Here is a 24,781-nt window from a genome sequence, read left to right on the forward strand (position 1 = left end):
GGCAGGCGCCAACCCAAGAGGCGGAACCCCTGCTTCTCGCCCACGTGCAGGTTCAGGTCCAGCGTTAGGCGGATGGGCCTGTCCCACTCCAAAAAGTTCTCGCGCAGCGGCTTCTCTGCCAGCCTGCCCGCCTCCACCAGCAGGTTATCGCTCGGTTTGGAGCTCTTCCCTTTGCTCACCGCGTAGGTGAAGTTCAGCGTTCCGGTGAGGTAGCGGGCGTAGCGCTGCCGCAACCAGAGCTCAATGCCCTTGGAACGAGCATAGTCCATGTTGAAGTACATCAAGTAGCTGATGTTGCCCAGCCGCGGGTTTTCCATCTGCACCCTCTCGGCCGTCGGATAGTCGAACATGTCCTTGTAATAGGCCTTGAACTCCGCCACCAGGTTTTCGGTGAACTTGTGTTTGATGCCCAACTCGTAGGCCACGGTGGTGGTGGGATTGAGATTCGGATTGCCGAAGAGCTGGTAAGTGGCCGGCGAGGTGGCCTTGAGCTTGGCGTAGACGTATTGCCCTTGCGGCCGCTGCGAAAAGTGCCCGTAGTGGAAGTAAAGCACATCCCGGTCAGTGACTGGGTGGGAGATCCCCACCCTTGGGCTTAGATGTCCCTTACCCCGCATGCCCAGGACTTCGAAGGTGTCGTCGTAGAACTTTTTCCGCGCCGCCGCCGAGATGATGACCGTCTCAGGGTCGTCGATGGCATCCTGCACGAATTTGCCTGGGAACCAGTAGTCGTACCTCATCCCCACGTTGACAATCATGCCCTCGTAGGTGATGCGATCCTGCAAGTAGAAGGCGCCGGCAGTGGAGTAGACGCGATAAATGTCATAGCTGCGGCCATACCCACTTTCACTGCTCACCCACGGGTCGACGATGTCCACCACTTGCATGGTGGTGTACTCCACCTCAAATCCGCCCTTCACCTGATGCTTTGGGTCGATCTGACTGGTGAGGTGGCCCTTCAGCGTCCAGGTGTCGCTGAAATAGTCGAACCACTGTCCATAGTCGCCGTGGTCGTAGAAGCCGTCGCCGCGACGAATCACCACATCCCCGCCAGAGCCGGGAAGATAGCGCACCGGTTCCAGGTCCAACTGCTCCACATACTCAGACCAATGCTTGTTCTGCACGGCGCTGTGCGTGGAAGTGAAAAAGTTCCCCAGCGTTAGCTCGTAAAAGGTGCGGGCAGATAGCGTATGCATCCAGGAGGCGTTGCTGAGGATGCTCTCCGAGGTGAAGGTCGGATAGTGGTCCAGGTGCTTGCTGAACTCGTATGGGAAGTAGCGGCGGGAGATGACGTAGCGCCTAAAGAACCCCTGATTGATGCTGAGCGAGCGATCATAGGACAGGGAGAACTTTTGGTTGGGGTTCACCCTCCAAGTGAGCTTGCCCAAGACGTGCCAGTCATTCTCTTCGCGTGGGGCAAACGGCTCCAGCCCAGAACGGCTCGGGTACAGGCGCGATGCCTTGGGCAGGTACGTATCTGACACATTCCCATACCCGGACAGGAATAGACTCACCGACCCTGGCACGCGCAGACCCAATGCAGGGAGGATGAACCCGGTGAAAGGCTCCGGCCCGCCCAGATTGAACTCCAACACCTGTGTGTTGTAGCTCTTGAACAGACCGAAATTGGGCCGATCGGTTTTGACGGCCAGCCCGCCGCTGTAACTGTCTCCTCCCTCCTTGGTGACCACGTCAATTACCCCGGACATGGCCTGGCCGTACTCGGCGTTGAAGCCGCCGGTGATGACCTTCAGCTCCTTGATGGCGTCCGCGTTCACGTACAGGGTGTTTCCATAGCCAGACAGCGGATCTTTGATGGAAATGCCATCGACGATGTACAGGCTCTCATCTGCTCGGCCGCCCCGAATGTGAATCTCGTTGTCGGCCTTGACCACACCTGCCTGTTGGGTAACGATGTCCTGGACGTTTTCTACGATGCGCTGGCGTATGTCGTCGGCGCTAAAGTGCACCTCCGAAGCGGTCAGGTCCACCTGCAGCAGTGGCCGCTCGCCGATGACGACGATCTCCTGGCCGAAGGCCAGCACCGACTGTTCCAGTTCAAAGTCCAGGACGACCCGCTGACCGGCCGCCACCTTCACGCCTGTGCAGAGCTGAATCTTGTAGCCGATCATGGAGGCCTGAATGTCGTACTGGCCAGGGCTGACGCGTTCGATGACGTAGCGCCCGTTCTCGTCCGTGGCGGCGCCCATGTACGTGCCCTTGACCACGACGTTGACGCCCGGCAGCGGCTCGCGCGTCTGCTTGTCCACAATGGTGCCGACAATGCTCCCCTTGCTCCGCGGCTGCGCAGCAACCACCGAGCAGCACGCCACCACCAGCACCACGATGAACAACCTTGGCTTCATAGCCCAAACTCTTCCCGCAAGATGTACCGCAGGACCTCCTCGGCATTGCCGAGGCCATCGCAATAGTTGAACGGAAGCGAGAAATAGATGGATCGCCCCTGTCCCAGGATGTAGCGCACGCCAACGACCGGTGAGCCCTTGTACGGCACGGCGACGCTGGCCGTCGAATCAGGCTCCATGCGCCATACTACCTGAGCCTGCGGGCCTGGCACCAGTGCAGAGACGCGGTTCCCAATCAGCTTCCCCACTTTCAGCGTCAAGGCCGAATCGCGCGGACTGTTGGTGAAGGAGGCAAGGACCTTGACGCCCGCAAGCAGTCGCCCCCCCGGATTTAGGCGGAACACCGAGTCTATGTCAGTAAACGTCCAGGCAGTGTCGGGCACCTCCTCGTTAGCATTGGTGATGAACACCTTCCCGCCGGCGGCGATGTATTGGGTGATGCTCAGGCCAGCCTGCGCCAAATTGGGGCGTCCCAGATGAGAAAACCAGATCACCGCCTTGAAGTAGCTGAGGTTGGCCCTTATATCCGCGGTCGCGTAGGGGAGGCTGTTTTGCGGGTTGATGACCGGTGTGCGCCAAGTGCCGATTTCCCAGACGCTGTAGCCTCCTTCGCCAACAATATTGCGCAGCAGTTGCTCGTAGTAGCCCTGCACCTGGTAAGTGCTCTGGTCCTGGGCAAAGTCGTTCACCAGCAGCACGTCACCCCGGGGCTCCTTGACCACCCAGGTATTGGGCGTCTGCGGATCCGTAGGATCGGGGAACGAGATGACCCTGCTTTGCGCCCCAGCGATGTCTTCTGCCTTCACGAAGAAGCGATGGCTCCCTGGCGAGAGCCCAGTGAGGGTCACACTCCGCGCAGTCCCGGGCAGCTCCTGCCAAGTTGTGGTGTCGTCAAGGGCGTAGAGGATCTTGACCACCGACTCGTCGCCGTCCGGGTCGCGCACATCCCACATGAAGGTGCGCGTGGGGAAGGTGTAGGCCGTCACATTCGGGTTCCCAGGCGGTGCGGGTGGATTGCTGCGATAGCGGAAGGCGATCTCCGGCGGAGAATTGTACACCGGGAAGACCATGGTCGCAGGCGTCGGGTCCTCAGCGCCGTCATCATCCACAGCCCACACGCGGAAGGTGAAGCTCGCAGAACGCGCGCGAATGGGCACATAGAAGGTATCATACTCCGACGTGGTCCACCGCCTTTCCGGCTGATAGTCCCACTGGATGTAGTAGCCGACCACCTCGCCGTCGGGATCCTCCCCCCACCAGTGCAGAATCTGCCTGCTGGCGGTGGTGTCCAGGCCGACGATAGTCGTATCCACCCCGTGCGGACCGGGGACGAGCAACGTGTCCGGCTTGACGGCCAGAAAGAGGAACGTCTCGGGTGCTACGTTGCTCAGGGCCCGGGACTTCCGCTCCTTGTGGAATGGGTTCCTGTCGCAGGCGACCAGCAACAGTGCCGCCCCGGCAGCCACCGCCAGCAGCAACCGCGGCCTTATGTGCAAGAAAGACCTCATGAGCAACTTAGGCTGCTCTACCTTCTCCCAAAGGGTCACCTCCTCACGCGTCCTGCACCGAGCAACGCAACAGCTAACGCACCAACAGCATCTTCCTTGCGGCGATGAACTCGCCAGCCTTGATCCGGTAGATGTAGACGCCGGCAGGCACTTGCTGGCCGCGCTCGTCGGTTCCGTCCCACGGCAGCACGTGACGGCCCGGCGGCAGTGCTTCGTCCAACACCGTCTTCACCTTCTGGCCGAGGAGGTTGTAGACTACAACGGTCACATTCTGGGTCGACGGAATCTCGAAATAGATCTTGGTGCAAGGGTTAAACGGATTCGGGAAGTTCTGCTCCAGGCGATAGGTGTACACCGGCGGCACAAAACCCGGATCGACGCCCACTTTCTTGCCAAAGTCTTTCGCGTCGCGCACTTCGATCTTGTAGGTGCCGAAGCTGTACAGGAACACACCCTGGATCAGATCCACCTTCTCTCCAGGTCGGATGGTATCGCCAAAGGCCACCAGATACCCACCGCTCTGGTTGACGTAGAAGAGGTTGTTCGGGTCCTGGTCGCGAGCCAGCATAAAGTCGCCGTCCACAAGGCAGGGGCCGCTGCCGTCGTCGAAGGTCACGTCGTAGCGGTTGACGCTCATTAGCGTCGCATTGCTGATACGCACCAACACCCCTTCGTAGGCCTCGACGTCCGGGCTGGTGGCTGCCAGCGTCCCCGTGGTCACGTCGATGGGCGAAATGACGTACCCAGAGCCAGCCAGCTCATAGGAGTCTGCCAGGAGCACGGTGTTGTTGTCCCACTTGTAGTGCCAGTCGGGGTTATACTCGGTCACTTTGCCCGTCACTGCCACCATATCGCCGCGGCTGAGGGTATTGGGGAGCCCGAAGACGAAGATGCCGCTCCACGGTCCCTCAGCATCCTGCATGGCGTAGGCCTTGAAGATGCGGTTGGCGGAGCTATCTGTCGTTACGATACCGGTCAGCGTCACCGTATAGCCGTCGAAGGGCGAGTCGGCGATAGACCATGGCGTATACTGCACGTCAGCGATACGCGGCATGCCATCGCGCACCACGTAGGTGTAGTGCTGGTGGGCGGTGTCTGATGGCGCCAGGCTCTTCTGTCCCTGGTTGTCCATGGCTTCGATGAAGAAGCTGACGAAACTGCCGTGCGGTTGGGCAGGAATCTGCCCCGTGTAGGTGTCACCGCTGGGGTTGGCCATCACCACCCTGGTGTAACCTCCTGCCGCCCCCTTGGCCAATGGGTAGGCCGTGTCCACGCGGTACATGATGGCCACTTCGGTCACCTGCAAGTTGCTCCTCACCTTGGCCGACACCGAGACCGGGTTGGATGAGCGCGGCGCGGGGATGTCGCGGACGACCTCACTGATGACCGGTGGCGCCCCACCCCACTTGATGTCGCGCAGGTAGAGCGGCTCCAACTTGTAGGTCGTGCTGTCGGTGTAGTAGCCGTAATGATGGTACACCCAGCCGCGTATCGAGTCCGCCTGGGCCCCCACCGGCGGCCGCGGATGAGCACCGTAGTAAGTGAAGAGACTGTCGGAGTCATCATCCACCAAGACCGAGCCGGAGCCATCGTTCACCGCGAACAGCTCGTACTGGGGATTGTTCTTGGTGACCGTCACATTCTTGACGTGCACCATGCAATTCCCCCACTGCTCCGCGGTGACCGGCAGGCGCAAGTCGCCGGTCTTGACGTAATCAGGCGGAGGCAGCGGCTGGCCGATGCCGACGATGTCAATGGGACTGGTGATCCACAGCTCGGTCATGTTGCTTGGCCCGGTGCGATACTCACCAATGTAGCCGGTCACTTCGATGACGTCGCCTTCGAATAGGCTCGGGTAGGCGGTGGAATCTGGGTGGTACGAGAGGATGGCACTCCATGGTCCACCCTCTAACTCGCTCATGATGAACTTTACCCCGGCTCCCGCGTAGCTGAGACCGGTGGGCATGGTCACGATGCCGTGGAACGTGACCGTATCGCCTACGGCATAGGAGGTATCGGAGTAGGTGTCAACCGGCGCGAGGAGCAGATCAGAGTTGCGCACCTGTTGCACCCGCTGGATCCGCGTGAACCTGCCGCCCTCGACTATGTCCCACGCCAAGCGCGGCGCAATGCTGAACGCATTCGAGCCATAGAGGACGATGCCGGTCAAAGAGCGAATCGGCGCGCCTACCACGGGCGTGTAGAAATACTTGGCCCGCGTGTCAACCAAAATCGGGCCGGTCCCATCATCGACCTTCCAGTTCTTGTAGTTGCCGATATTGGTCTCCACGACGGTGACGTCTTTGACGCGTACCAGGCAGCCCTCGTAGGCTTCGCTGGCCGCCTGTGCCGTGGTCACTTCCAGGGGCGGCGGCAATTTCTGCCGCGTCGCGTGTCGCGTAAAACTGGTCACATCCTTTATCTGCGTCTGGCCGTAGTACTCACTGACCGTGCCGGTGACCGTGATGCTGTCCCCTTCTGCCACCAAGGTGGCATTGTAAAGAACCTGGATGCCAGACCAGGGCTCGGCAGCGTCCTGCATGAAGAAGTAGGCGTTGGAGATGCCGCCGTTGTTCGGGTTGCTCCCGCGATGCTCGGCGGTGACCACGCCTGTCACCGTGACGACCTGCCCGCTCAAGGGGGAGGCGCCTGTAGGGTCGGTGGTGTACTGGATGTCACGGATCTTGGTCTGCGCATGAGCCAGGCTTACCAGGAGCAGACCGGCGATCATCAAAGCACAAAATTTGTTTCTCATGCTCTCCTGCCTCCTCGATTGCTTTGGCCAACCATCATTTTATCACCAAGAACTTGCCAGTGAAGATTCTCCCCGTCCTCTTATCCTCAACTGTGTACAGATAGAGACCGGAGGCGATTGCCTGGTCGTTGCGCGTGATGAGGTCCCAGGCGTGCAGGCCCCCGGGGAACTTGATGTCTTTTCGTCCGGCGGTCGCAGCAAGGCGCGCCACGTCCTGACCTGCGTACTGACGACCGTCATGGTGGATCTCATCCACCAAGTCACCAGCCAGGGTGTAGATGCGGATGGTTGCTTCGAGCGGGAGATTGGCGAACCAGATCAACCGCTGTCGCTCCCCACTGCCATCCCAAAGGGCACTGCCCCGGTACGGGTTCGGGTAGACGTAGACCTTGAGCTCTTCCTCACTCGGCGGCGTGCCAGGAATGACGTAGGTCAGATTCTCATACACGGAGCTCTCCAAACTCGGCAGGTTGTTCACCGGGTTGCCGCGGTCAAAGGCGGTGACGCTGTAGAAGTAGCGGTCCGGCCACCCGTCGTGCAGCATCTCGTTGACAAATCGATAGTGGTACTGCCGGCCGTCGATGAGGGTATCGTGGCGGATGAGATCCAGCCCTGTGTCGTAGCCGAGGTTGTTCTTGAGGTCGAACTGCGCGAGGAGGGAGAATTCTTCCTGGCTGCCACGCGTCTTTGGGGAACTGTACACGCGGTAGCCCTCAAAGTCGATCTCCCGGGTGATGGGGTCCTCGGTCAGCTCCGGGAGATTGTCCCAGTAAAGCTCCACGCGGCCCCGCCCAGGCACCACCAGCAAGCGCGGCGAAGGAGGGGGCGACGGCAGGATATAGCGATCCAATCTGCCGTTGTGCGCGTAGATCCCCCGCTGCGGATTGTGGTAAACATCCTCGTCAATGTCCAGGTGCCCATCCCCGTCAAGATCTTCGCCAGGGTCCAAGAGCCCATTGCCGTCGGTGTCCTCGTTGGTCGCATCCAGGCGGCCGTCGCCGTCCACGTCCTCGCCGTTGTAAGCGATCTGTGCCCAGTCGGAGTTGAGGCGGAGGTTCTTGCGCCGCTCCGGGCTGTCCGCGTCGCCTGGCCCCCAGAACCCACACACCACCGCGAATACGGCATTCACCGAGTCACCAGGGGCGAGGTCGCCCAGAGGACCCATGGAAAGGAGGATCATCCAGCTGTCTGGTCTGTCCGGCACTGGCGGCGGTGGCGTGGTCGCCATTTTCTGAAAGCGCTCTTCATCATTGCGCGGCATGAAATAGTCGGGAAAGTCAACGTTGGTGGCGGTGGCCCACTTCCACTGGTTGTAGTTCACCTTGTAAGCAGCCCTTGGCACCGACGCCCCCAAGGCGCGGATGCCCAGATAGCTCTCGGCATAGCCATTGTCGCCGTCGGCGTCGTACTGGTACGCCATGTTGTAGGCCTCATCGAAGCCGTTGAGGTTGTCGTACCAGGTAAACCCACCGCCTGGCTCGTACCGGCTGGTGTAGTTCATGTTGGCCACCGAGGCATCCACCCACAGGCCCACGTGCACCTGCTCAATGGGATATGGCGACACGTTCCTAATTGTGTAATTGAGGATAACGAAGGCATCAGCAAACGAATAGTTCCAGGCGTAGGATTCCAGGTGCACGTCGATCCCCAAGGGCGTGTGCCCCAGAATCTCGATCTGTGTGCCCGGCACGCGCGTATTGCGGTCCGTGAAGTCACAGACAAAGTCCTGATGGGAAATGGCTGACGGATCAAAGTGCGGCGAGGTGATGATGGTCGAGCGCACGCGGATTGTGTCGCTCTCATCCGGGGAAGTGGTGAACTCAAAGCCCTCTTCGCCGTACTGGAAGACTCCGTCCACGATGGCTGTGGAAACGAGGGTCTTGTGTTCCCCCTGGGCGCCGCCGATGCCACCTACCCAGAGACCAGCATAGGAAAAGTGCTCGATGCGCTCTTTGTCCAGACGAGAGTGGAGCTTGTACTGGCACGAAGGCTGGTCCTTAAGGGCGACGAGGTATCCCTGACCCAACACGCCATAGTTGGTCACCGTCAGCCCGAGGTTGCCCACATTGTGGAAATGCCAATAATCGTCGATCGTCACCTTGCCCAGTGGCAGGTCGGAAGGACGGAGTGGGGGTTGGCCTGCTGCCGGCAGGGAGACGATCCCCGCCAACAACGCCGCGACTAAGAATTGGAGGTGGAACCTTCGCGCCATGCGGCCACGGCCCTGGGTTTCATTGCGTTATGACAATGGGCCCGGTCAGGAGGTGAGAGAGCTGCGCAGCTTCGGCTTGCCGGGCGTGCTAATATAGGACTTCCATGTGCAGAAGTCAAGCACATTTTTCTGTCCTCTCAACCCTCGCGCAGGTGCCGGAAGAAAAGCACCGCCAGCGTGATGCCAACTAGGCTAATCGCGCCAAACGGTACTGCCTCAACAAGCCGCAGGCTGCCTTCCTTGACCATCGGATAGACGATCCAGGCCGGCAGCGTGATGCTCATCACCAGTGCGTAGCCCAGACAGACGCCGGTGAGCAGGTAGCCCCACGCAGACCTGCGCAGCAAAAGGATCCCAGTGCACAGGAACAGTGGCACCACAAGCCCTAAGTCAAAACCTTGCGTGGTTAGGGTGGTCAACCCGGCCAGCTCAGGCGGAAAGCGGCCGCTCCTCATGATGGGCACGATGCGGGCCATCCACAACACCACAAGCAGCAGGCTCACTGCAAAGGCGAACCCTATGAACAGCCTCCGCGGAAAACCAGATCCGACATGCGCGCCAAGCCGCGGCACGTCAATGGTGGCGAGGGTGAGGAAGAAGGCAACTCCGCTCAACGCCACTACGCCCACATAGACGAGGAACATGCGATTGAAGGCGTACATGGTGAAGAGCTGGAAGTAGGTGTAGAAGAAATAGAACAAGAGGCCCGCCAACAGCACTCTGCCGCGCAAGGAACCCCGCCAGGCTGCGATGATGGCGAGGGCCAGGAGCGGTAAACCCACGGCCAGATTCACCGCGTCCCACACCATCCCTTCCATGGCCAGCGGTGCTGGGTCAAATCGATAGAGGCCGCTGCCGTGCAGCATGGCCTGCTCCCCGCGCGGAGTGAGGTATTCCTGGGGCTTGCCCGGCGTGCGGTCGCACAGTCCATTGAGCACCGCCACCAACACCAGACACCACACAACGGCGGCAAGCAGCAGGTGGACTTTCACACTGCTCCTCATTGGGCTTGCCAAGGACACCGGCGTAGCAGACGGAAGGTGGGCAACGGAGACAATTTCAGGTGCTCATCGACTCGAGGAACTCCTTGTTGGACTTGGTGCCGCGCATCTTCTCCAACAAGAACTCCATGGCCTCGGTCACCGAGAGCTCGGCCAGAACCTTGCGCAAGATCCAAACCCGGTTAAGCTCCTGCGGGGTGAGGAGGAGCTCTTCCTTGCGCGTCCCGGATTTGTTGATGTCAATGGCCGGGAACACCCGCTTGTCCGACAGGCGACGGTCGAGGACCAGCTCCATGTTGCCGGTGCCTTTGAACTCTTCGAAAATCACCTCGTCCATGCGTGAGCCGGTGTCGATAAGGGCGGTGGCGATGACCGTGAGGCTACCGCCTTCCTCGATATTGCGCGCCGCTCCAAAAAAGCGCTTCGGCTTGTGCAGCGCATTGGCGTCAACACCGCCGGACAGAATCTTGCCGCTGTGCGGCACCACAGCGTTATGCGCCCGCGCCAGCCGGGTAATGCTGTCCAACAGGATCACCACATCGTGGCCATACTCGGCCAGCCTCTTGGCCTTTTCCAGGACCATGTCAGCCACCTGGACGTGCCGCTCGGCCGGCTCGTCAAAGGTGGAGCTAATGACCTCCGCCTTGACCGAGCGCTCCATGTCGGTGACTTCCTCAGGCCGCTCGTCAATGAGCAGCACGATGAGTTTGATCTCCGGATGGTTGGTGGTGATGCTGTTGGCCACCTTTTGCAGGAGGGTAGTCTTCCCGGTCTTGGGCTGCGCAACGATTAGGCCACGCTGCCCCTTGCCTATGGGGGTCAGCAGGTCCATGATGCGCATGGAATAGTCGGTGGGCGAAGTCTCCAACCTGATGCGCTCCATCGGGTAAAGGGGCGTCAGGTTGTCGAAGAGCATCTTGCTCTTGGCAAGGTCGGGATTCTCGAAATTGACCGCTTCCACCTTCAGCAAGGCAAAGAAGCGCTCATTCTCCTTTGGTGGGCGGATCTGCCCAGACACGGTGTCGCCAGTACGCAGCCCGAAACGCTTGATCTGCGAAGGCGACACGTAGATGTCGTCGGGTCCGGGCAAGTAGTTATAGTCCGGGGAGCGCAGGAACCCGTAGCCATCGGGCAGCACCTCCAGCACCCCCTCGCCGAAGATCAGCCCTTCGCGCTTGGTCTGCTCCTCCAAAATGCAGAAGATGAGCTCCTGTTTGCGCATGTTGGTACAACCGGAGATTTGCATCTCCTGGGCGAGTTTCACCAGCTCGCCAATCTTCATCGCTTTCAGTTGGGCAATGTCCATACAGCAGTCTCCATGGTTAAAGTCAACATAACAGATTTCTCTCTTGGGTTGCCATGGGGCGACCCACAAACGGCAACAGCATGTGACGGGCGTGCGCTCGTCACACTACTCCCTTTGCCCGATCAAGATACCGCCTCACTGGCGGCACGTGCATTGTATGCTCGGATTTGAAAAACAGAAGGTATTGGACGCTTGACTCGACACGACGGGAATCGGTTGCTAACTCTGGGCGACAGCCTCCTCTGTGTTCTTGTCAAAGAAGTGGACCTTGCTCATGTCAAAGACAACGTCCATCTTTTCGCCCACGGCGGGTTCTCGGCGCGCCGGGATTCTGGCCACCATTGAGTTGCGCCCACAACTCAAGTAAAGGAAGATCTCGTTTCCCATCGGCTCGACCACCTCAACGGTGCAGGCCGCCTTCGAAGCCTCGCGCACATGTTCGGCATACTCGCTCAGGTGGATGTCCTCTGGACGGATACCGAAGATCATCTCTCGGTCAAGGTAGGATTTGAGGGTGGGCATGAACGCGGACGGAATGCGGAGGCGCATGGCGCCCGCATCGAACCACAGCCCATCCTGCTGCATGATGCGCCCTTCGAAAAAGTTCATCGCCGGACTGCCGATGAACCCCGCCACGAACTTGTTTTTCGGGCGATTGTACAGCGTCAGAGGGTCGGCAATCTGCTGGATCACCCCGTCCTTCATCACCACAATCTTGTCCCCCATGGTCATCGCTTCCACCTGGTCGTGGGTCACGTAGATCATGGTGGTCTCTAAACGGCCGTGGAGTTTAGAGAGCTCGGCGCGCATTTGCACCCGCATCTTCGCATCGAGGTTGGAAAGCGGCTCATCGAACAGAAAAACCTTCGGCTTGCGCACGATTGCCCTGCCCACCGCCACACGCTGCCGCTGGCCGCCGGAAAGCGCCTTGGGCTTTCTGTCCAACAGGTCCCTAATCCCCAGGATCTCTGCGGCCTCGTGTACCCGCTGCTCGATTTCCTTTTTCGGGTACTTGCGCAACTTCAGACCAAAGGCCATGTTCTCGTACACCGTCATGTGCGGGTACAGGGCATAGTTCTGAAAGACCATGGCAATGTCGCGATCCTTGGGGGGCACATCGTTGACCAGACGGTCGCCGATGTAGATCTCACCCTCGGTCACCTCCTCCAATCCCGCGATCATCCGCAGCGTCGTGGACTTGCCGCAGCCAGACGGGCCCACCAGTACCACAAACTCTTTGTCTTCGGCAACAAAAGTGGCTCTGTCCACCGCCACCACTTTTTTCTCAAATACCTTGGTAACCTCCTTAAGCTCCACCCTTGCCATGATTGTTTAGCTCCGGATTAGTGTGTCGAGAAACATGGGATCAGTCACGCATTTGGGTCTTTGGCATAAGAGGACATTCAGAGGGAATGTAGGGAACAGGGCTGCCGCACCACGAGCCGTCGAAATATAGGAAACAATCCCCACATTGTCAAGCTTTTTGTTTCGCACCCGTAACAATACGCACCCACCCGCACGCGTTCCCGCCTCCGGGACGCCTTCCCTCTCCCACCGGTCCGTCGGAGCTCCCACCCGGCTTTGGCGGGCTTATTGCCCTTGCTCTGCAGCCGCCAGGACCTCCCCCACCGTGTAGTGCGAGCCCGTACAAAGCACCAGGTCTTCGGCAGTCGCCAGACGACGGGCGAGCGCTACCCCTGCTCGAGGAGAATCCGCCTCGTGCGTGTGTACTCCGTGGGCGCGAAAGGCCGCCGCCATCTCTTGCGCAGGCAGAGCGCGAGGCGTGGCCGGTGCCACGGCAATTGCCACGGAGGCAAGAGGCGCGATGGCAGCCACCATGGCCTGGTAGTCCTTGTCACGCATCACCCCCATTACCACCAGCAGACGCCGGAAGGCGAATAACTGCAGTGCCGAGGCCACGCAGCGCATCGCCTCAGGGTTGTGCGCCACGTCGACCAGCGTAGTCGGGTGCTCTGCAATCCTCTGCAGCCGGCCTGGCCAACGAGTGTTCTCCAGGCCAGTACGAATTGCCGCGGGGGTAATGCGCGCGTCGTGGTGCGACAGGAGGTGGGCAGCGCTCACGGCCAACGCGCAGTTGCTCACCTGGTGTTCTCCCACCAGGGGGCTACGCAAACCCCGGAAGGCCACTCGCTCATTCACCAGCGAGAAAGTGGTCACCTCCTGCTCCAGTTCCACGTCGGTCACCCGGAAGAGCTCCTCAAGCGTGTGGAAAGGCGCCCTTAGCGAAGTGGCCACCGTGTGCAGCACCGTCAGTGCTTCGGCATTCACGGCAGAAGTGAGGCAAGGGACGCCAGGCTTCATAATGCCCGCCTTCTCCCTGGCAATATCGCTCACCGTCGCGCCCAGGTGTTCCACATGATCCAGGTCAATGCTGGTGATCAGGCTCAGCAAGGGATGGAGCACGTTGGTGGCATCCAGCCTGCCCCCCATGCCCACCTCCACCACGGCGATTTCCACTTCCCGTTCGGCAAAGTAGAGGAAGGCCATGGCGGTGATGGCCTCAAAGAAGGTGGCACCCAACTCATCCACCAGGGGGCGGACGCGCGCAACCAGCTCCACAAACTCTTCGGGGGCAATGGGCACGCCGTCGATGGCAATGCGTTCCTCGGGGCGCACCAGGTGCGGGGAGGTATACAGGCCTGTGCGCAACCCCGCTTTTGTCAGGATGGAAGCCAGCGCCGCCGCGGTCGAGCCCTTCCCATTGGTGCCAGCCACGTGCACGCTGGCAAAGCGCCGCTGGGGTTTGCCGAGGCGGGCAAGAAGCGCCTCAATGCGCTCTAACCCCAAACGCATGCCGAAGCGATGCAATCCGAACAGGTACGCAATCAGCTCTTGGCGGCGCCTGTCCTGGTGTCCCCCCAAGGGAGCTCCATCCCTCATTGCGTCAATCGATCCTGTGTGGGCTGTTCCAATAGAAGCGGGTGAGGCCGTTGCGCGTGCCGAACCACACATAGTCCCCGTCGAGGCAGATGGAGAACACTTCGTTGCTGGGCAGGCCGTCCTCCATGGTGAACAGGCGCCAGCGTTTGCGCTTGCGATCGTACTTGAGCACACCTTTGTCGGTGCTGGCCCAGACGGCGCTGGTGTCGGCAGCGATGCGGTTGACGCGTGCCCCGGTGTGCACCAGGCGGGCAGGTGGACGCATCCAGGTGCGGCTGTGCATGTCAAAGCCCTCGATGGACTCCACCGTGCCAAACCAGACCTCGTTGCCGCAGCTTGTCACTGCCGTCACCGTGCGGTTCACGGGCCCCTCGGGCGCGTTGTAGAAGCCCCCGGAGTCGCGGGCGCAATCGTAGACGTAAATGCCGTACTCGGTTCCCATCCACATGAGGTTGTGGGTGCGCTCCAAGTCGTAGACCGGGACGTCTCCCAGGGCCGGCCACTGCACCAGCTGGGCAACCAAGGAATCCGTACGCAGAGTGGCGCGCACCAGGCGGGTGACCCCACGTTGCGTGGCCGCCCACACATAGACGGAGTCCACCAGCACATCGTTGACCCACTCGTCTGGCAACAGCTCCGTCTTGCCGAAAGTCTTCCAGTACTGCCGCGCCCGGTCGAACCAGACGAGCCCCTGCTCGGTCCCAAGCCACACCTCGCGGTCGGCCAGAGCGATGGCCCGCACCCGTGCGCTCCGGAAACCCGTCAACAGGCGCGGCTCGTAGTAGAGCCAGGAGTCCCCGCCGTCCCAGGCAGTGACCCCGGAGATCTGCTCTTCGTCCGGACCACCTATCCAGAATTCGCTGCCCCCTCTGGCCACGATCCTGGCGTCCCGCTGGCAGAGGCCCAGGGGGAGCATGGTGAGGCGATAGCTTTTCAGGTCACCCTTGCCGGCGCCCAGGCCCCAGGAGCCAATCCACAGCAACTGCCACGGGTCAGTTGCCCAGGACGTGAGCGGGAACTGGCGGAGGTTGGTATCCTGCAGCGTTCCGCGCTCGTCGTAGAACAGTCCCACCTCCGCGAAAAGGTGGGGCAAGCTCTGGCGCGGTGCGCGCCGGCCAAACCAGATTACCTCCTCCGGCGGTTGCTCCGCGCTGGGGCCAAATCCCGAAACGCTCCCCACAAGATACTGTCCGTCTTCAGTTTCCAACCAGACCTGGTCGCGCACGAAACCGATGGAAACGACTCTGTCCGCCCCAGCCACGCCAATCTCATCGTAAAAGAAATTTGTCCACACCTGCGCCGCCGGCTGTAGATAGGCCACCGAGATTCCCGTGGCACACCACAGCAGCCCGGTGGTAAAGTCATAGCCAACGCACAGCACGTTGTTGTCCGCCAAGCCATTGCTCACCGTCCAGGGATACTCCCAGCGGCTGCGGAAGCGGTTAAATCGCGCCACGCCTCCGGTCGTGCCAAAGTAGACGTGCTGGTCACCCACTGCCACGTCGTTGACGTAGCGAAGTACCGAGTAGGTGACCCAGTCGCCAGGTGCATAGTTGGTGTTCGTACTGCGAATCCGCACCTCCTGCGCACCAGCGGGCAAGTTGGGCAGCAGAAAGAGCGCTCCCGCCGCCAGGACGAGCGCCCACCGGATGGGCGACTGCCGAAATGTGCAGGTCCTCATGACTCTTCTTCTCCCTTCGAAGAGTACTCCTCAGTGGCTTGGCCCCACCCATGAGCCAGCCGACGAATTCTCTCCAGGCGCGCGCGGGTGGCCCGTGCCTTCACCAGCACCTGCCCATCCTGATAATCCGCTTCCAGCACGTCTGCCAAGGCATAGAGTTTCGCGACCAGCCGACTGTCCTTCGCAGGAACCTGCATCTCGAACTCGATCAGCCTCTGCTCGGCGAAGCGCAGGATTTCCTCCCGCAGGCGATCCATGAAAATGCCGCGCGTGGCAGAGACCGCGATGCTGGGGCGGTGGGCCTCCAGCAGACCAGGAAGGAGGCCGGTGTTCGTGAGACGATCCACCTTGTTGAAAACGGTCAAGATGGGCCGGTCCAGCGCGTTGAGGGAACGGAGCACCTCCCGCACTGTGTCCATCTGCACGGCAAATTGAGGATGGCTCACATCCACGACGTGCACCAGCAGGTCGGCGGCCATCGACTCCTGGAGCGTGCTCATGAACGAGGCCACCAGATGGTGGGGGAGCTTGCGGATGAATCCCACCGTGTCGATGAGCACCACGGTGCGCCGCCCGTCGCTGTCCATGATGCGCACCGTGGGGTCTAATGTCGCAAAGAGGCGATCCTCCACCAACACGTCGGCCCGGGTGAGGGCGTTGAGAATGGTGGACTTGCCCACGTTGGTGTAGCCCACCAGGGCCACCTGAAACAGCTCCTCGCGGTGCTTGCGGCGGATAGCCCGCTGCCGGTGGATCTTCTCAAGCTCCTGGCGAAGAAAGTTGATCCGCCGCCTGATCTGCCGGCGATCGATCTCCAATTGGGTCTCCCCCGGTCCGCGCAGCCCGATGCCTCCCTCTTGGCGGGAGAGATGCGTCCACTGCCGCGTGAGGCGGGGCAGGAGGTACTCAAGCTGGGCCAGTTCCACTTGCGTCTTGGCTTCGCGCGTGCGCGCCCGCCGCGCGAAGATGTCCAGAATCAGCCCGCTGCGGTCCACCACCCGCGCGCCACAGTCCCTCTCCAAGTTGCGCACCTGCGCCGGGCTAAGATCGTCGTCAAACAGGATAAGGTTGGCCTGCTCCTGCTTGACCAGGGCACGCAGCTCGCTCACCTTGCCCCGGCCGATGAAGTAGGCTGGGTCAATCTCGCTGCGCTCCTGCAGCACTCTGCCCACTACCTCCGCCCCTGCCGTATCCGCTAACAACGCCAGCTCGTCAAGAAATTCCTCGGCTGTCCAGCGATAAGTGGAGCGTGTGACCAATCCCACAATGATGGCCCGTTCCCGTCGCGGGGGGGCATGTGTGACCACTCGATTCAAATCCTCGCCTCCTGTGGCGGTTCGTCAATGACCTCGCCCTTCTCTCTGTACAGCGCCATCTCGGCAATCATGAGGCCGAGCGCTAACAAGACGAACGGTCGCCTCAACTCCCTGCCCAGCCGTGCCTCCTGCACATTGCGCGCCACATCCTGGCCTTCATCTACCCAAATAGCAGTGGGATAGCGCTCGCGGAGCTGGGCTGCAGAGAGCGCCTGGAAGCGCGACTCCTTGCCGTCCATGTTCACGGCAACGCGTGTGAGCTCCCTTTCGCCCGCGAAGAGTGAGTAGATACCTGGCCGCCAGGTCTGCGCAAACTCCACCACGTACCTGTTCTGGCGGAATTCGGGCGCCAGGGCAAGCCTGGTACCCTCCGGCGTCGCCAGTTCCAACTGCGTCTGCACCTGCTCGGGGGCCAGCCTCACCACGATCGGCTGCCCCACCAGCACCTCGGTCTCCTCCGAGGTCTCCGGCTGCGAGAGCAAGCGCACTGCCCGCGTCACCAAGGGAGCAAAGAGGGAGGCGACGGTGATGTTCGACCACTGCGGTTCGAAACCGGAGGTGAAGACCAGCACGCGGCCTTTGTCCAGGCGCGCCTCGTAGAGGAACGGGTCGCCAGTGCCAAAGCGCATGATGACCTGGCGATCCACAGAGCCTCCTTGCGTGCGCAACGCGCTGTGAAACCGAGGGGAACGCACCTGGCGCTCCTTTTGGTCAAACACCCCCTGGAATAGCGCGTGCCCGTAATCAATGTCCTCCAATTCGAAGGTCGGCGCGTCCTCACCGAGCATGCCGACCATTTCGGCGAACAAGGGCAGCCCGAGGGCTGAGAGCAAACGCTCGTTGAGCGCCCGCACATCCGTTTGCAGGCCGGGTACGATCATCAGGCCTCCGCCCTGCTCGACGAAGCGGCGCAACGCCAGCACATCCTCAGCGCTAAGGAGCGGCGCATTGCACAAAACTATGACCTTGTACGACGAGAGAAAGTTTGCAGTCAAACCCGCCTGCGGGCGCACGGTGATCTGAAAGAAGGGGCGTTCGCTGCGCGCCGGATTCAAGGCTAACTGCAGCCGCTCGACGCCTATTCCCTGGCCGATGAGCAACACAGGGCTGCTTTCCGGCACCTGCACCACAAAAAACCGCTCGTCGTCCAGGGGGAGGCCGTCGTCTTCGACCACGACGCTGCCGCTAAGAAAACCGCTGCTCTGCGGCACAAAGTTCATCGTCACGGCGGTTGCCTCGCCTGCCTCCAAGCTGACGGTGGTCTGCGCGGCCCGCTTGCCCTCCACAAAGAGCTGCAGCAATCTGTTCCGCTGCGGGGCATTCCCCGTGTTCCTCACCACCACCTGGACCTGCACGGGGCGCCCTTGCTCGACGATTCTGCTGACGAGTCGGACGCTCTCCACCGCCAAGTTCTGCGCCTGGTCCGCCTGCACGGGAAGCGCCACAATGGGCACCGCTAAGGTGTCAGGCTTCCCCTCGCCGAAGGCAGTGGCCTGGAAGTCGGAGGCCACGTAGATTTCCTTACCCTGATGGGCAGCAGCACGCAACAGGTCACGCGCCAGACGCAGGGCTCCGTCCAAGTCTGTGGCCTCGCAAGAGGGTGCCTGCCGCGCTATGGCCTCCGCAAGGAGGGCTGAGTTGTTCATGGGGCCAGCAGTTGCCAGGCGAGGGGGTGAGCCAGGCAAGACGAGCCACGCCTCGCTCCCCGGAGCCAGCCCGTTGGCCACTTGCAGCGCCCTTTCTCCGGCAAGCTCCATGAGCGTCCTGCCGGCTTTTTCCCTGGCCATGCTGGCCGAATGGTCGAGCACCACCACCGCCGAGGAAGGCCCTGGCCGCAGATTGGCCCCAGCAAGGCGGAGCGTCGGCCGTGCGAAGGCCAACACCAGTGCCACGATGATCAGCGTCCGCAGCACCAACAGGAGGACCTGGCGGAGACGCAGGCGCCGCAGCTTGCGTTGCTCCAGCTGGCGCAGAAAAACCAACGTGCTGAAGGGGATGGTCTTGGCCCTGTGGCGGGTGAGAAGGTGCACCAGCAGCGGGATGGCCGCGGCCGCCAGGCCTATGAGAACCGTGGGATTGAGGAAAGACACCATCGAGGCGTAATCACCTCGTCGTGAAGAGAAATGCTCCCTTCCTCGCGCGCAAGACAACGGGGAAGGTGCTACTCACCGTTTTGACCCCTGACTGAGCCCCTCCTCGATCAGGTCGCACAGCGTGTGGATGATCACTCCGTGACACTCTTGAATGCGCGCCGCATCGCGGCTGGGCACGGTGATGGCATAGCGGCAAGTCCCCGCAATAGTACCGCCCCCAGAGCCCAAAAGGCCCACTGTGATGAGACCGTGCGTCTGCGCCCACTGCATGGCCTGTGCCACGTTGGCCGAGTTGCCACTGGTGCTGATGCCCACCAGCACGTCGCCCTCGGCGCCGAACGCCGCAACTTGCCGCACAAAGACCTGGTCGAATCCGTAGTCGTTGCCCACCGCAGTGAGGATCGAGGTGTCAGTGCTCAGGGCCAACACGGGCAGGGACTGCCGTTCCCTGCGGAAGCGGCCGACCATTTCGGCAGCAAAATGCTGTGCATCGGCCGCACTGCCACCGTTGCCACAGACAAGGATCTTGCGTCCGCGGCGGAGCGCATCGGTCATGACCTCCGCGATTTCGGCCACCAGTTCCGCATAGTCATCGGCAAGCTGCCGTATTAAAGCGGCGCTTGCGGCACACTGCTCGGCCACGCGCTGCACATGCTCTTGCCGTAATCTTGCCAAAGACTTCTCCTCAGTGGCCTCGCCAGAAGCGCTTCAAGCGACTGGCGAGGGATGCTGCCTGCACCTGCTCCATGGGAAGCGGCTCGACCTGCTCCACCTCCTCGCCGGCCAGCAGGCGGCGCGGGTTTTCGACGAACAGGCGGGCAGCGGTCTCCGTGCCCCACCTGCGCTCCACAAGGGCGTATGTCTCCCGCAGCCGTGGACGGCGGGCGCTGGCGCCATGGGCATCGCTGGCCACCACGTGTACCAGCCGCGCGTCCAGGAGCCGCTCGGCGAGCCTTCGGGTCTCCGGGCCAAAGACCCCGCGCAGGCTGCCGGAGTTGAGCTGCAGGAGCACGCCTCTTTCCACCAACTTCTCCGCCAGCCCCGGGTCGCGGAGGATCGCCAGGTTCCGCTCCGGGTGCGCCAAGATGGGAGTGAAGCCCTCCATAATCAGGCCGAAAAACTGCTCCTCAGCAAATGGCGGAATATTCTCCATGGGAAACTCCACCAGGAAGTACCGCCCGTTACCGGCCAGCGTGAGGAAGTGTCGATCAAGGCGCATCTCGGGGTAGGCGTAGATCTCGGCTCCTAAATGCAAACGCAACTTCAGCCCCTCTTGTTCCTTGATGCGACACAGCTCGGCAAAGAGCTGGCTGATCTCCGCTTCCCTGCCCACGTCGCCAGGCCCGAGGATATGCGGCGTGGCCACCAGATCGGTGATGCCATCCTCCTCTGCCAAGAAGAGCATCTGACGCGCCTCCTCCCAGGAGGTTGCCCCATCGTCAAACCCCGGGAGGATGTGCGTGTGCAGGTCGATCACGGACGTTTCCCTTTGCCGGCGAGGCGCATATCAGCTCAGTACGGCTCGGTGAAGAGCTCAAAGTGCGCCTGGGGATGCAGACAAGCCGGACACTTCTCTGGCGCTTCCTTGCCCTCGTGAATGTAGCCGCAGTTGTTGCACTTCCAACGCACTGGGGTGTCGCGGCGAAATACGCGACCGCGTTCCACATTCTCGGCCAGCTTCAGGTAGCGGCGCTCGTGCGCCACTTCCACCTCAGCGATCTTCCTGAAAGCCACGGCAATTTCCTGGAAGCCTTCTTCCTCGGCGACCCGAGCAAACTCCGGGTACATGGTGCTGTGCTCGTAGCGTTCGCCGGCTGCCGCCGCACGCAAGTTCTCCAGCGTGGTCCCGATCACGCCCGCAGGAAAGGCGGCGGCAATCTCCACCTCTCCTCCCTGCAGAAACTTGAAGAAGCGCTTGGCGTGTTCCTTCTCGTTTTCCGCCGTCTCGAGGAAGATATTGGCAATCTGCACAAAGCCTTCCTTACGTGCCTGGGAGGCAAAAAAGGTGTAACGATTGCGCGCTTGCGACTCGCCAGCAAAGGCGGTGAGCAGATTGCGCTCGGTCTTGGTTCCCTTCAGCTCTGGCATGTCTCCTCCTCTTTAGACTGAATCGGACGCATTCCACACACTATTCCCGCACATGGACTGCCTGCGCAAAGCGCCGCACCACGGTCGGGTTGTTGTCGCCCTCTAACACGTTGCCGGTGACCACGAACGAGGCACCCGCCGCCACTTTCGCCCGTGCCTCCTCCGGCGAGGTGATGCCCCCGCCGACCACTACCGGCAAGGTGGTGTAGGAACTCACGGCCTTGATCATCTCCACAGGCACCGAATGGACCGCCCCGGAACCGGCCTCGAGGTAGACGAGCTTCATGCCCAAATACTCGGCGGCAAGCGCTGTGGCCGCCGCAATGTCGGGCTTATGCCGGGGAATGGGGCGCGTGTTGCTCATGTACTCCGCCGAGGTGGTCTGGCCCGACTCGATGAGCATGTAGGCCGTAGGGATGGGCTCGATGCCACAGGCTTTGACCAAGGGCGCGGCCACTACTTGGTCGCCGATGAGGTGCTCGGCGTTACGCCCGCTGACCAGAGACATGAACAGGATGGCGTCTGCGTGCGGACTCACCTGTCGCACACCACCCGGGAAGATGATGACAGGGATGGTCAGGCGCCGCTTCAGTTCCTGGAGCAACTGCTCAAACGTGGGCCTGAGAAGCAGGCTACCACCCACCAGCAGGGCGTCCACACCTGCTTCCTGGCAGAGCTCGGCGCGCGCTGCTGCTTGTGCCACGTCCTCTTTGTCAGGGTCAAAGAGCACCAAATAGCCGGCCCCGCGGCGGTCGCGCGTCTGCACCAGGTAGTCGTAGACCTTCACGCTCCACTCGCGCTTGCTGTTGTTCAAGAGGCAAGGAGGCGGGAGACGATTTCCGGTACGGCCGCCAGGGCCGCGTCCACCTTGCCCAAGTCTTTGGCCCCTGCCTGGGCCATGCGAGGGCCGCCGCCCCCTCCGCTGCCGGTGAGCTTGCCCACTTCGCGCACCAGGGCGCCGGCATGGAGGCGACCGCTGTCTGCCAAATCAGCGGTCACCACGGCGAGAAAATTGCCCTTGCCGTCAAGGCTGGCGAAGAGCACGCCCGCGCCTGAGCCCAGTCGCTCGCGCACCACGTCAGCCAGCGACTTGAGCTCTTCCAAGTCGTTCACCTCGACCTTCGCGGCCAGCAGCCTCAGGCCCTGCACCTCCTGGGCACGCGCCACAAGCTGCGTAGCCACTGCGCTGAGGTCTTTGCCCTTGCGGCTCTTGACCGCGTTCAACAGCTCCTTCTTCTCGCGAAGGACCCCTTCCAGGCGTTCGGGGAGCTCGTCGGGCAGGCAGGTGAGCAACTGCGCCGCCTGACGGAGCAGCTCGCGGTCGTGCCGGACACGCTCCACTGCCCTGTGCCCAGTGAGTGCCTCAATGCGGCGCACACCCGCGGCCACTGCCGACTCGCTCACAATGTAGAACATGCCTATTTCGCCCGTGGCACGCACGTGCGTGCCGCCGCACAGCTCACGGGAATAGTCGTCCACCTCCAGCATGCGCACCATCTCTTCGTACTTCTCGCCGAAGAGGGCCACCGCGCCGCGTTTGCGCGCCTCCTCGAAGGGGAGGACCTGCCAGCGCACCGTATAGTTCGCTTGCACAGCTTCGTTCACCATCTGCTCGATACGCGCCAGGTCCGCCGGACTCACCTTCTCGAAGTGGTTAAAGTCAAAACGGAGATAGTCGGGATGAACAAGAGAGCCGGCCTGGTGCGCATGCTCACCCAGCACTGTGCGCAGCGCCTTGTGCAAAAGGTGGGTGGCCGTGTGGTTGCGCTCCGTGGCCCGGCGGCGGTCTTCGTCCACCTGGGCCTCGACGAACGCGCCCGCCGCGAAAGGTCCGCCCTGCTGGAAATGGCCCTGGTGGACGATGTGGTCGCCACTGCGCACAGTGTTTTCGACGCGAAACTTAGCCCCGGTGCCGACAATCCAGCCGGTGTCTCCCACCTGGCCACCACTCTCGGCGTAGAACGGCGTCACCTCCAGCACCACCCGCTCAGCGTCCGCGTACAGAACGGTAGTCTGGACACGCAGCTCCTCGTAGCCGACAAAGCGCGAGCCGCCGGTGGGCAGACCTGCGAGCTCAGGCATGGCGATGGCCCCCTCCTGGGCCGCGGCACGAGAGCGGCTGCGCTGCTCTTCCATGGCTGCCTCAAACCCTGCCACGTCCACCGCAAGCCCGCGTTCCCGCGCCAGCAGCTGCGTCAGATCCAGGGGGAAACCATAGGTATCGTGCAGGCGAAAGGCATCCTCGCCCGGGAGCACCGTTTCTCCAGCCGCTTGCAACTGCTCGACGCGTTTCTCGAATTCGCTCAGGCCACGGTCCAGGGTCCGGCTAAAGTTTTCCTCCTCCGCACGAATGATCCGGGCAATGTGCTGATGCCGCTCGCGCAGCTCGGGATAGGCTTCGCCCATCAGATCCACCAGGGGTGATACGATTTTGAAAATGAACGGCTCGTGCATGTCCAGCACGCGACCAAAACGCGCTGCCCGGCGCAGCAAGCGCCGCAACACGTAGCCTCGTCCTTCGTTCGAGGGCAGGGCGCCATCGGCGATGGCGAACGACAGCGCCCGCACGTGGTCGGCGATGACGCGAAAAGCCACCGCCTGCTCGTCGCTGCCGCCAGTGTACCTCTTGCCGGTCAGCTCAGCAATGGCGTCGATCAGCGGCATAAACAGGTCGGTGTCATAGTTGGAGCGCTTGCCCTGCAGCACAGCCACCAGACGTTCCAACCCCGCTCCGGTGTCCACGTGCTTGGCAGGCAACGGAGTGCACTGGCCGTCCTCATTGCGGTTGTATTGAATGAACACGAGGTTCCAGAGTTCCAGAAAGCGCGCGCACCCGCCGTTCACCGCGCAGACATGCCCTGGAGCCGTAACGTCACAGTATTCCGGCCCCCGGTCGATATGGATTTCTGAGCAAGGCCCACAAGGCCCGGTGTCGCCCATTTCCCAGAAGTTGTCCTTCTCGCCAAAGCGCAGCACGTGGCTGGGGTCAATGTCGGTGACCTGCGGCCAAAGCTCGGCAGCTTCGTCGTCGTCACGGAACACGGTGGCCCAGAGCCGCTCCTTGGGCAGATGCCACACGTCCGTGAGGAGCTCCCATGCCCAGGCAATCGCCTCGCGCTTGTAATAGTCCCCAAACGACCAGTTCCCCAGCATCTCGAAGAAAGTGTGGTGGTAGGTGTCGCGACCGACCTCCTCAAGGTCGTTGTGCTTGCCGGACACCCGGATGCACTTTTGCGAATTGGCCACGCGCACATAGTCGCGCGTGCCGACGCCCAGGAAGACGTCCTTGAACTGGTTCATTCCCGCGTTGGTGAACATGAGCGTGGGATCGCCTGCAGGGATAACCGGGGCGCTGTGGACAATGCGGTGGCCCTTGCTGCGGAAGAAATCAAGAAAGGATTGTCGAACCGTCGCTGCCTTCATTCCCGACGTTGCAGCCTCCTCGTGATATTGATTGGTCAGCCTTCGTCCTGGCCGGTGCCGACTTCGGCATTGGAGAGCACTACCCATCTAGCCAGAATATCGTTCACCAGTTCCCTGGCAAAGCCACGGCG

The 24,781-nt window shown here is 61.6% G+C and carries 16 protein-coding genes; all 16 read right to left on the reverse strand.

What is annotated here, in order from left to right:
- On the reverse strand, positions 1-2,366 hold a 2,366-nt coding region (locus H5U38_13770; protein MBC7188088.1), incomplete at its 3' end, for a TonB-dependent receptor.
- Entirely contained in the window at positions 2,363-3,862 is a 1,500-nt protein-coding gene (locus H5U38_13775) for a hypothetical protein (protein ID MBC7188089.1), read from the reverse strand. The genes H5U38_13775 and H5U38_13770, both read right to left, overlap by 4 nt.
- Positions 3,863-3,947: 85 nt before the next feature.
- A complete protein-coding gene (locus H5U38_13780; protein MBC7188090.1) occupies positions 3,948-6,629 on the reverse strand; it encodes a T9SS type A sorting domain-containing protein in 2,682 nt (893 codons plus the stop codon).
- A 34-nt stretch (positions 6,630-6,663) separates the two neighbouring features.
- Positions 6,664-8,841, reverse strand: a complete 2,178-nt coding sequence (locus H5U38_13785; protein MBC7188091.1) for a hypothetical protein — start codon at positions 8,839-8,841, stop codon at positions 6,664-6,666.
- Positions 8,842-8,978: 137 nt separating this feature from the next.
- The gene (locus H5U38_13790) at positions 8,979-9,833 is read right to left on the reverse strand and encodes a hypothetical protein (GenBank protein ID MBC7188092.1); all 855 of its coding nucleotides are present in this window, start codon (positions 9,831-9,833) and stop codon (positions 8,979-8,981) included.
- A 67-nt stretch (positions 9,834-9,900) separates the two neighbouring features.
- On the reverse strand, positions 9,901-11,148 hold the full coding sequence (gene rho / locus H5U38_13795; protein ID MBC7188093.1) for a transcription termination factor Rho: 1,248 nt from the start codon (positions 11,146-11,148) through the stop codon (positions 9,901-9,903).
- 219 nt (positions 11,149-11,367) lie between these two features.
- Positions 11,368-12,474 (reverse strand): sn-glycerol-3-phosphate ABC transporter ATP-binding protein UgpC, encoded by a 1,107-nt coding sequence (gene ugpC, locus H5U38_13800; protein MBC7188094.1) that lies wholly within the window; start codon positions 12,472-12,474, stop codon positions 11,368-11,370.
- A gap of 264 nt (positions 12,475-12,738) precedes the next feature.
- The gene (locus H5U38_13805; GenBank protein ID MBC7188095.1) at positions 12,739-14,031 is read right to left on the reverse strand and encodes a bifunctional folylpolyglutamate synthase/dihydrofolate synthase; all 1,293 of its coding nucleotides are present in this window, start codon (positions 14,029-14,031) and stop codon (positions 12,739-12,741) included.
- 22 nt (positions 14,032-14,053) lie between these two features.
- Entirely contained in the window at positions 14,054-15,730 is a 1,677-nt protein-coding gene (locus tag H5U38_13810) for a hypothetical protein (GenBank protein MBC7188096.1), read from the reverse strand.
- Complete coding sequence (hflX, locus tag H5U38_13815) at positions 15,727-17,046, reverse strand: GTPase HflX (protein ID MBC7188097.1); 1,320 nt, start codon at positions 17,044-17,046, stop codon at positions 15,727-15,729. The genes H5U38_13810 and hflX overlap by 4 nt, the downstream gene beginning before the upstream one ends.
- On the reverse strand, positions 17,043-19,139 hold the full coding sequence (locus tag H5U38_13820) for a BatA domain-containing protein (protein ID MBC7188098.1): 2,097 nt from the start codon (positions 19,137-19,139) through the stop codon (positions 17,043-17,045). The genes hflX and H5U38_13820 overlap by 4 nt, the downstream gene beginning before the upstream one ends.
- A 72-nt stretch (positions 19,140-19,211) precedes the next feature.
- Entirely contained in the window at positions 19,212-19,781 is a 570-nt protein-coding gene (locus tag H5U38_13825; GenBank protein MBC7188099.1) for a D-sedoheptulose 7-phosphate isomerase, read from the reverse strand.
- Positions 19,782-19,824: 43 nt separating this feature from the next.
- Positions 19,825-20,616, reverse strand: a complete 792-nt coding sequence (locus tag H5U38_13830; protein ID MBC7188100.1) for a hypothetical protein — start codon at positions 20,614-20,616, stop codon at positions 19,825-19,827.
- A 35-nt stretch (positions 20,617-20,651) separates the two neighbouring features.
- On the reverse strand, positions 20,652-21,227 hold the full coding sequence (locus H5U38_13835; GenBank protein ID MBC7188101.1) for a rubrerythrin family protein: 576 nt from the start codon (positions 21,225-21,227) through the stop codon (positions 20,652-20,654).
- Positions 21,228-21,267: 40 nt separating this feature from the next.
- On the reverse strand, positions 21,268-22,014 hold the full coding sequence (locus tag H5U38_13840) for a geranylgeranylglyceryl/heptaprenylglyceryl phosphate synthase (protein MBC7188102.1): 747 nt from the start codon (positions 22,012-22,014) through the stop codon (positions 21,268-21,270).
- Positions 22,015-22,037: 23 nt separating this feature from the next.
- Positions 22,038-24,650, reverse strand: coding sequence for an alanine--tRNA ligase (gene alaS / locus H5U38_13845; protein MBC7188103.1), 2,613 nt, complete (start codon positions 24,648-24,650; stop codon positions 22,038-22,040).
- Positions 24,651-24,781 lie beyond the last annotated feature (131 nt).

Source organism: Calditrichota bacterium (assembly GCA_014359355.1).
GTDB lineage: Bacteria > Zhuqueibacterota > Zhuqueibacteria > JANLFK01 > Oleimicrobiaceae > Oleimicrobium.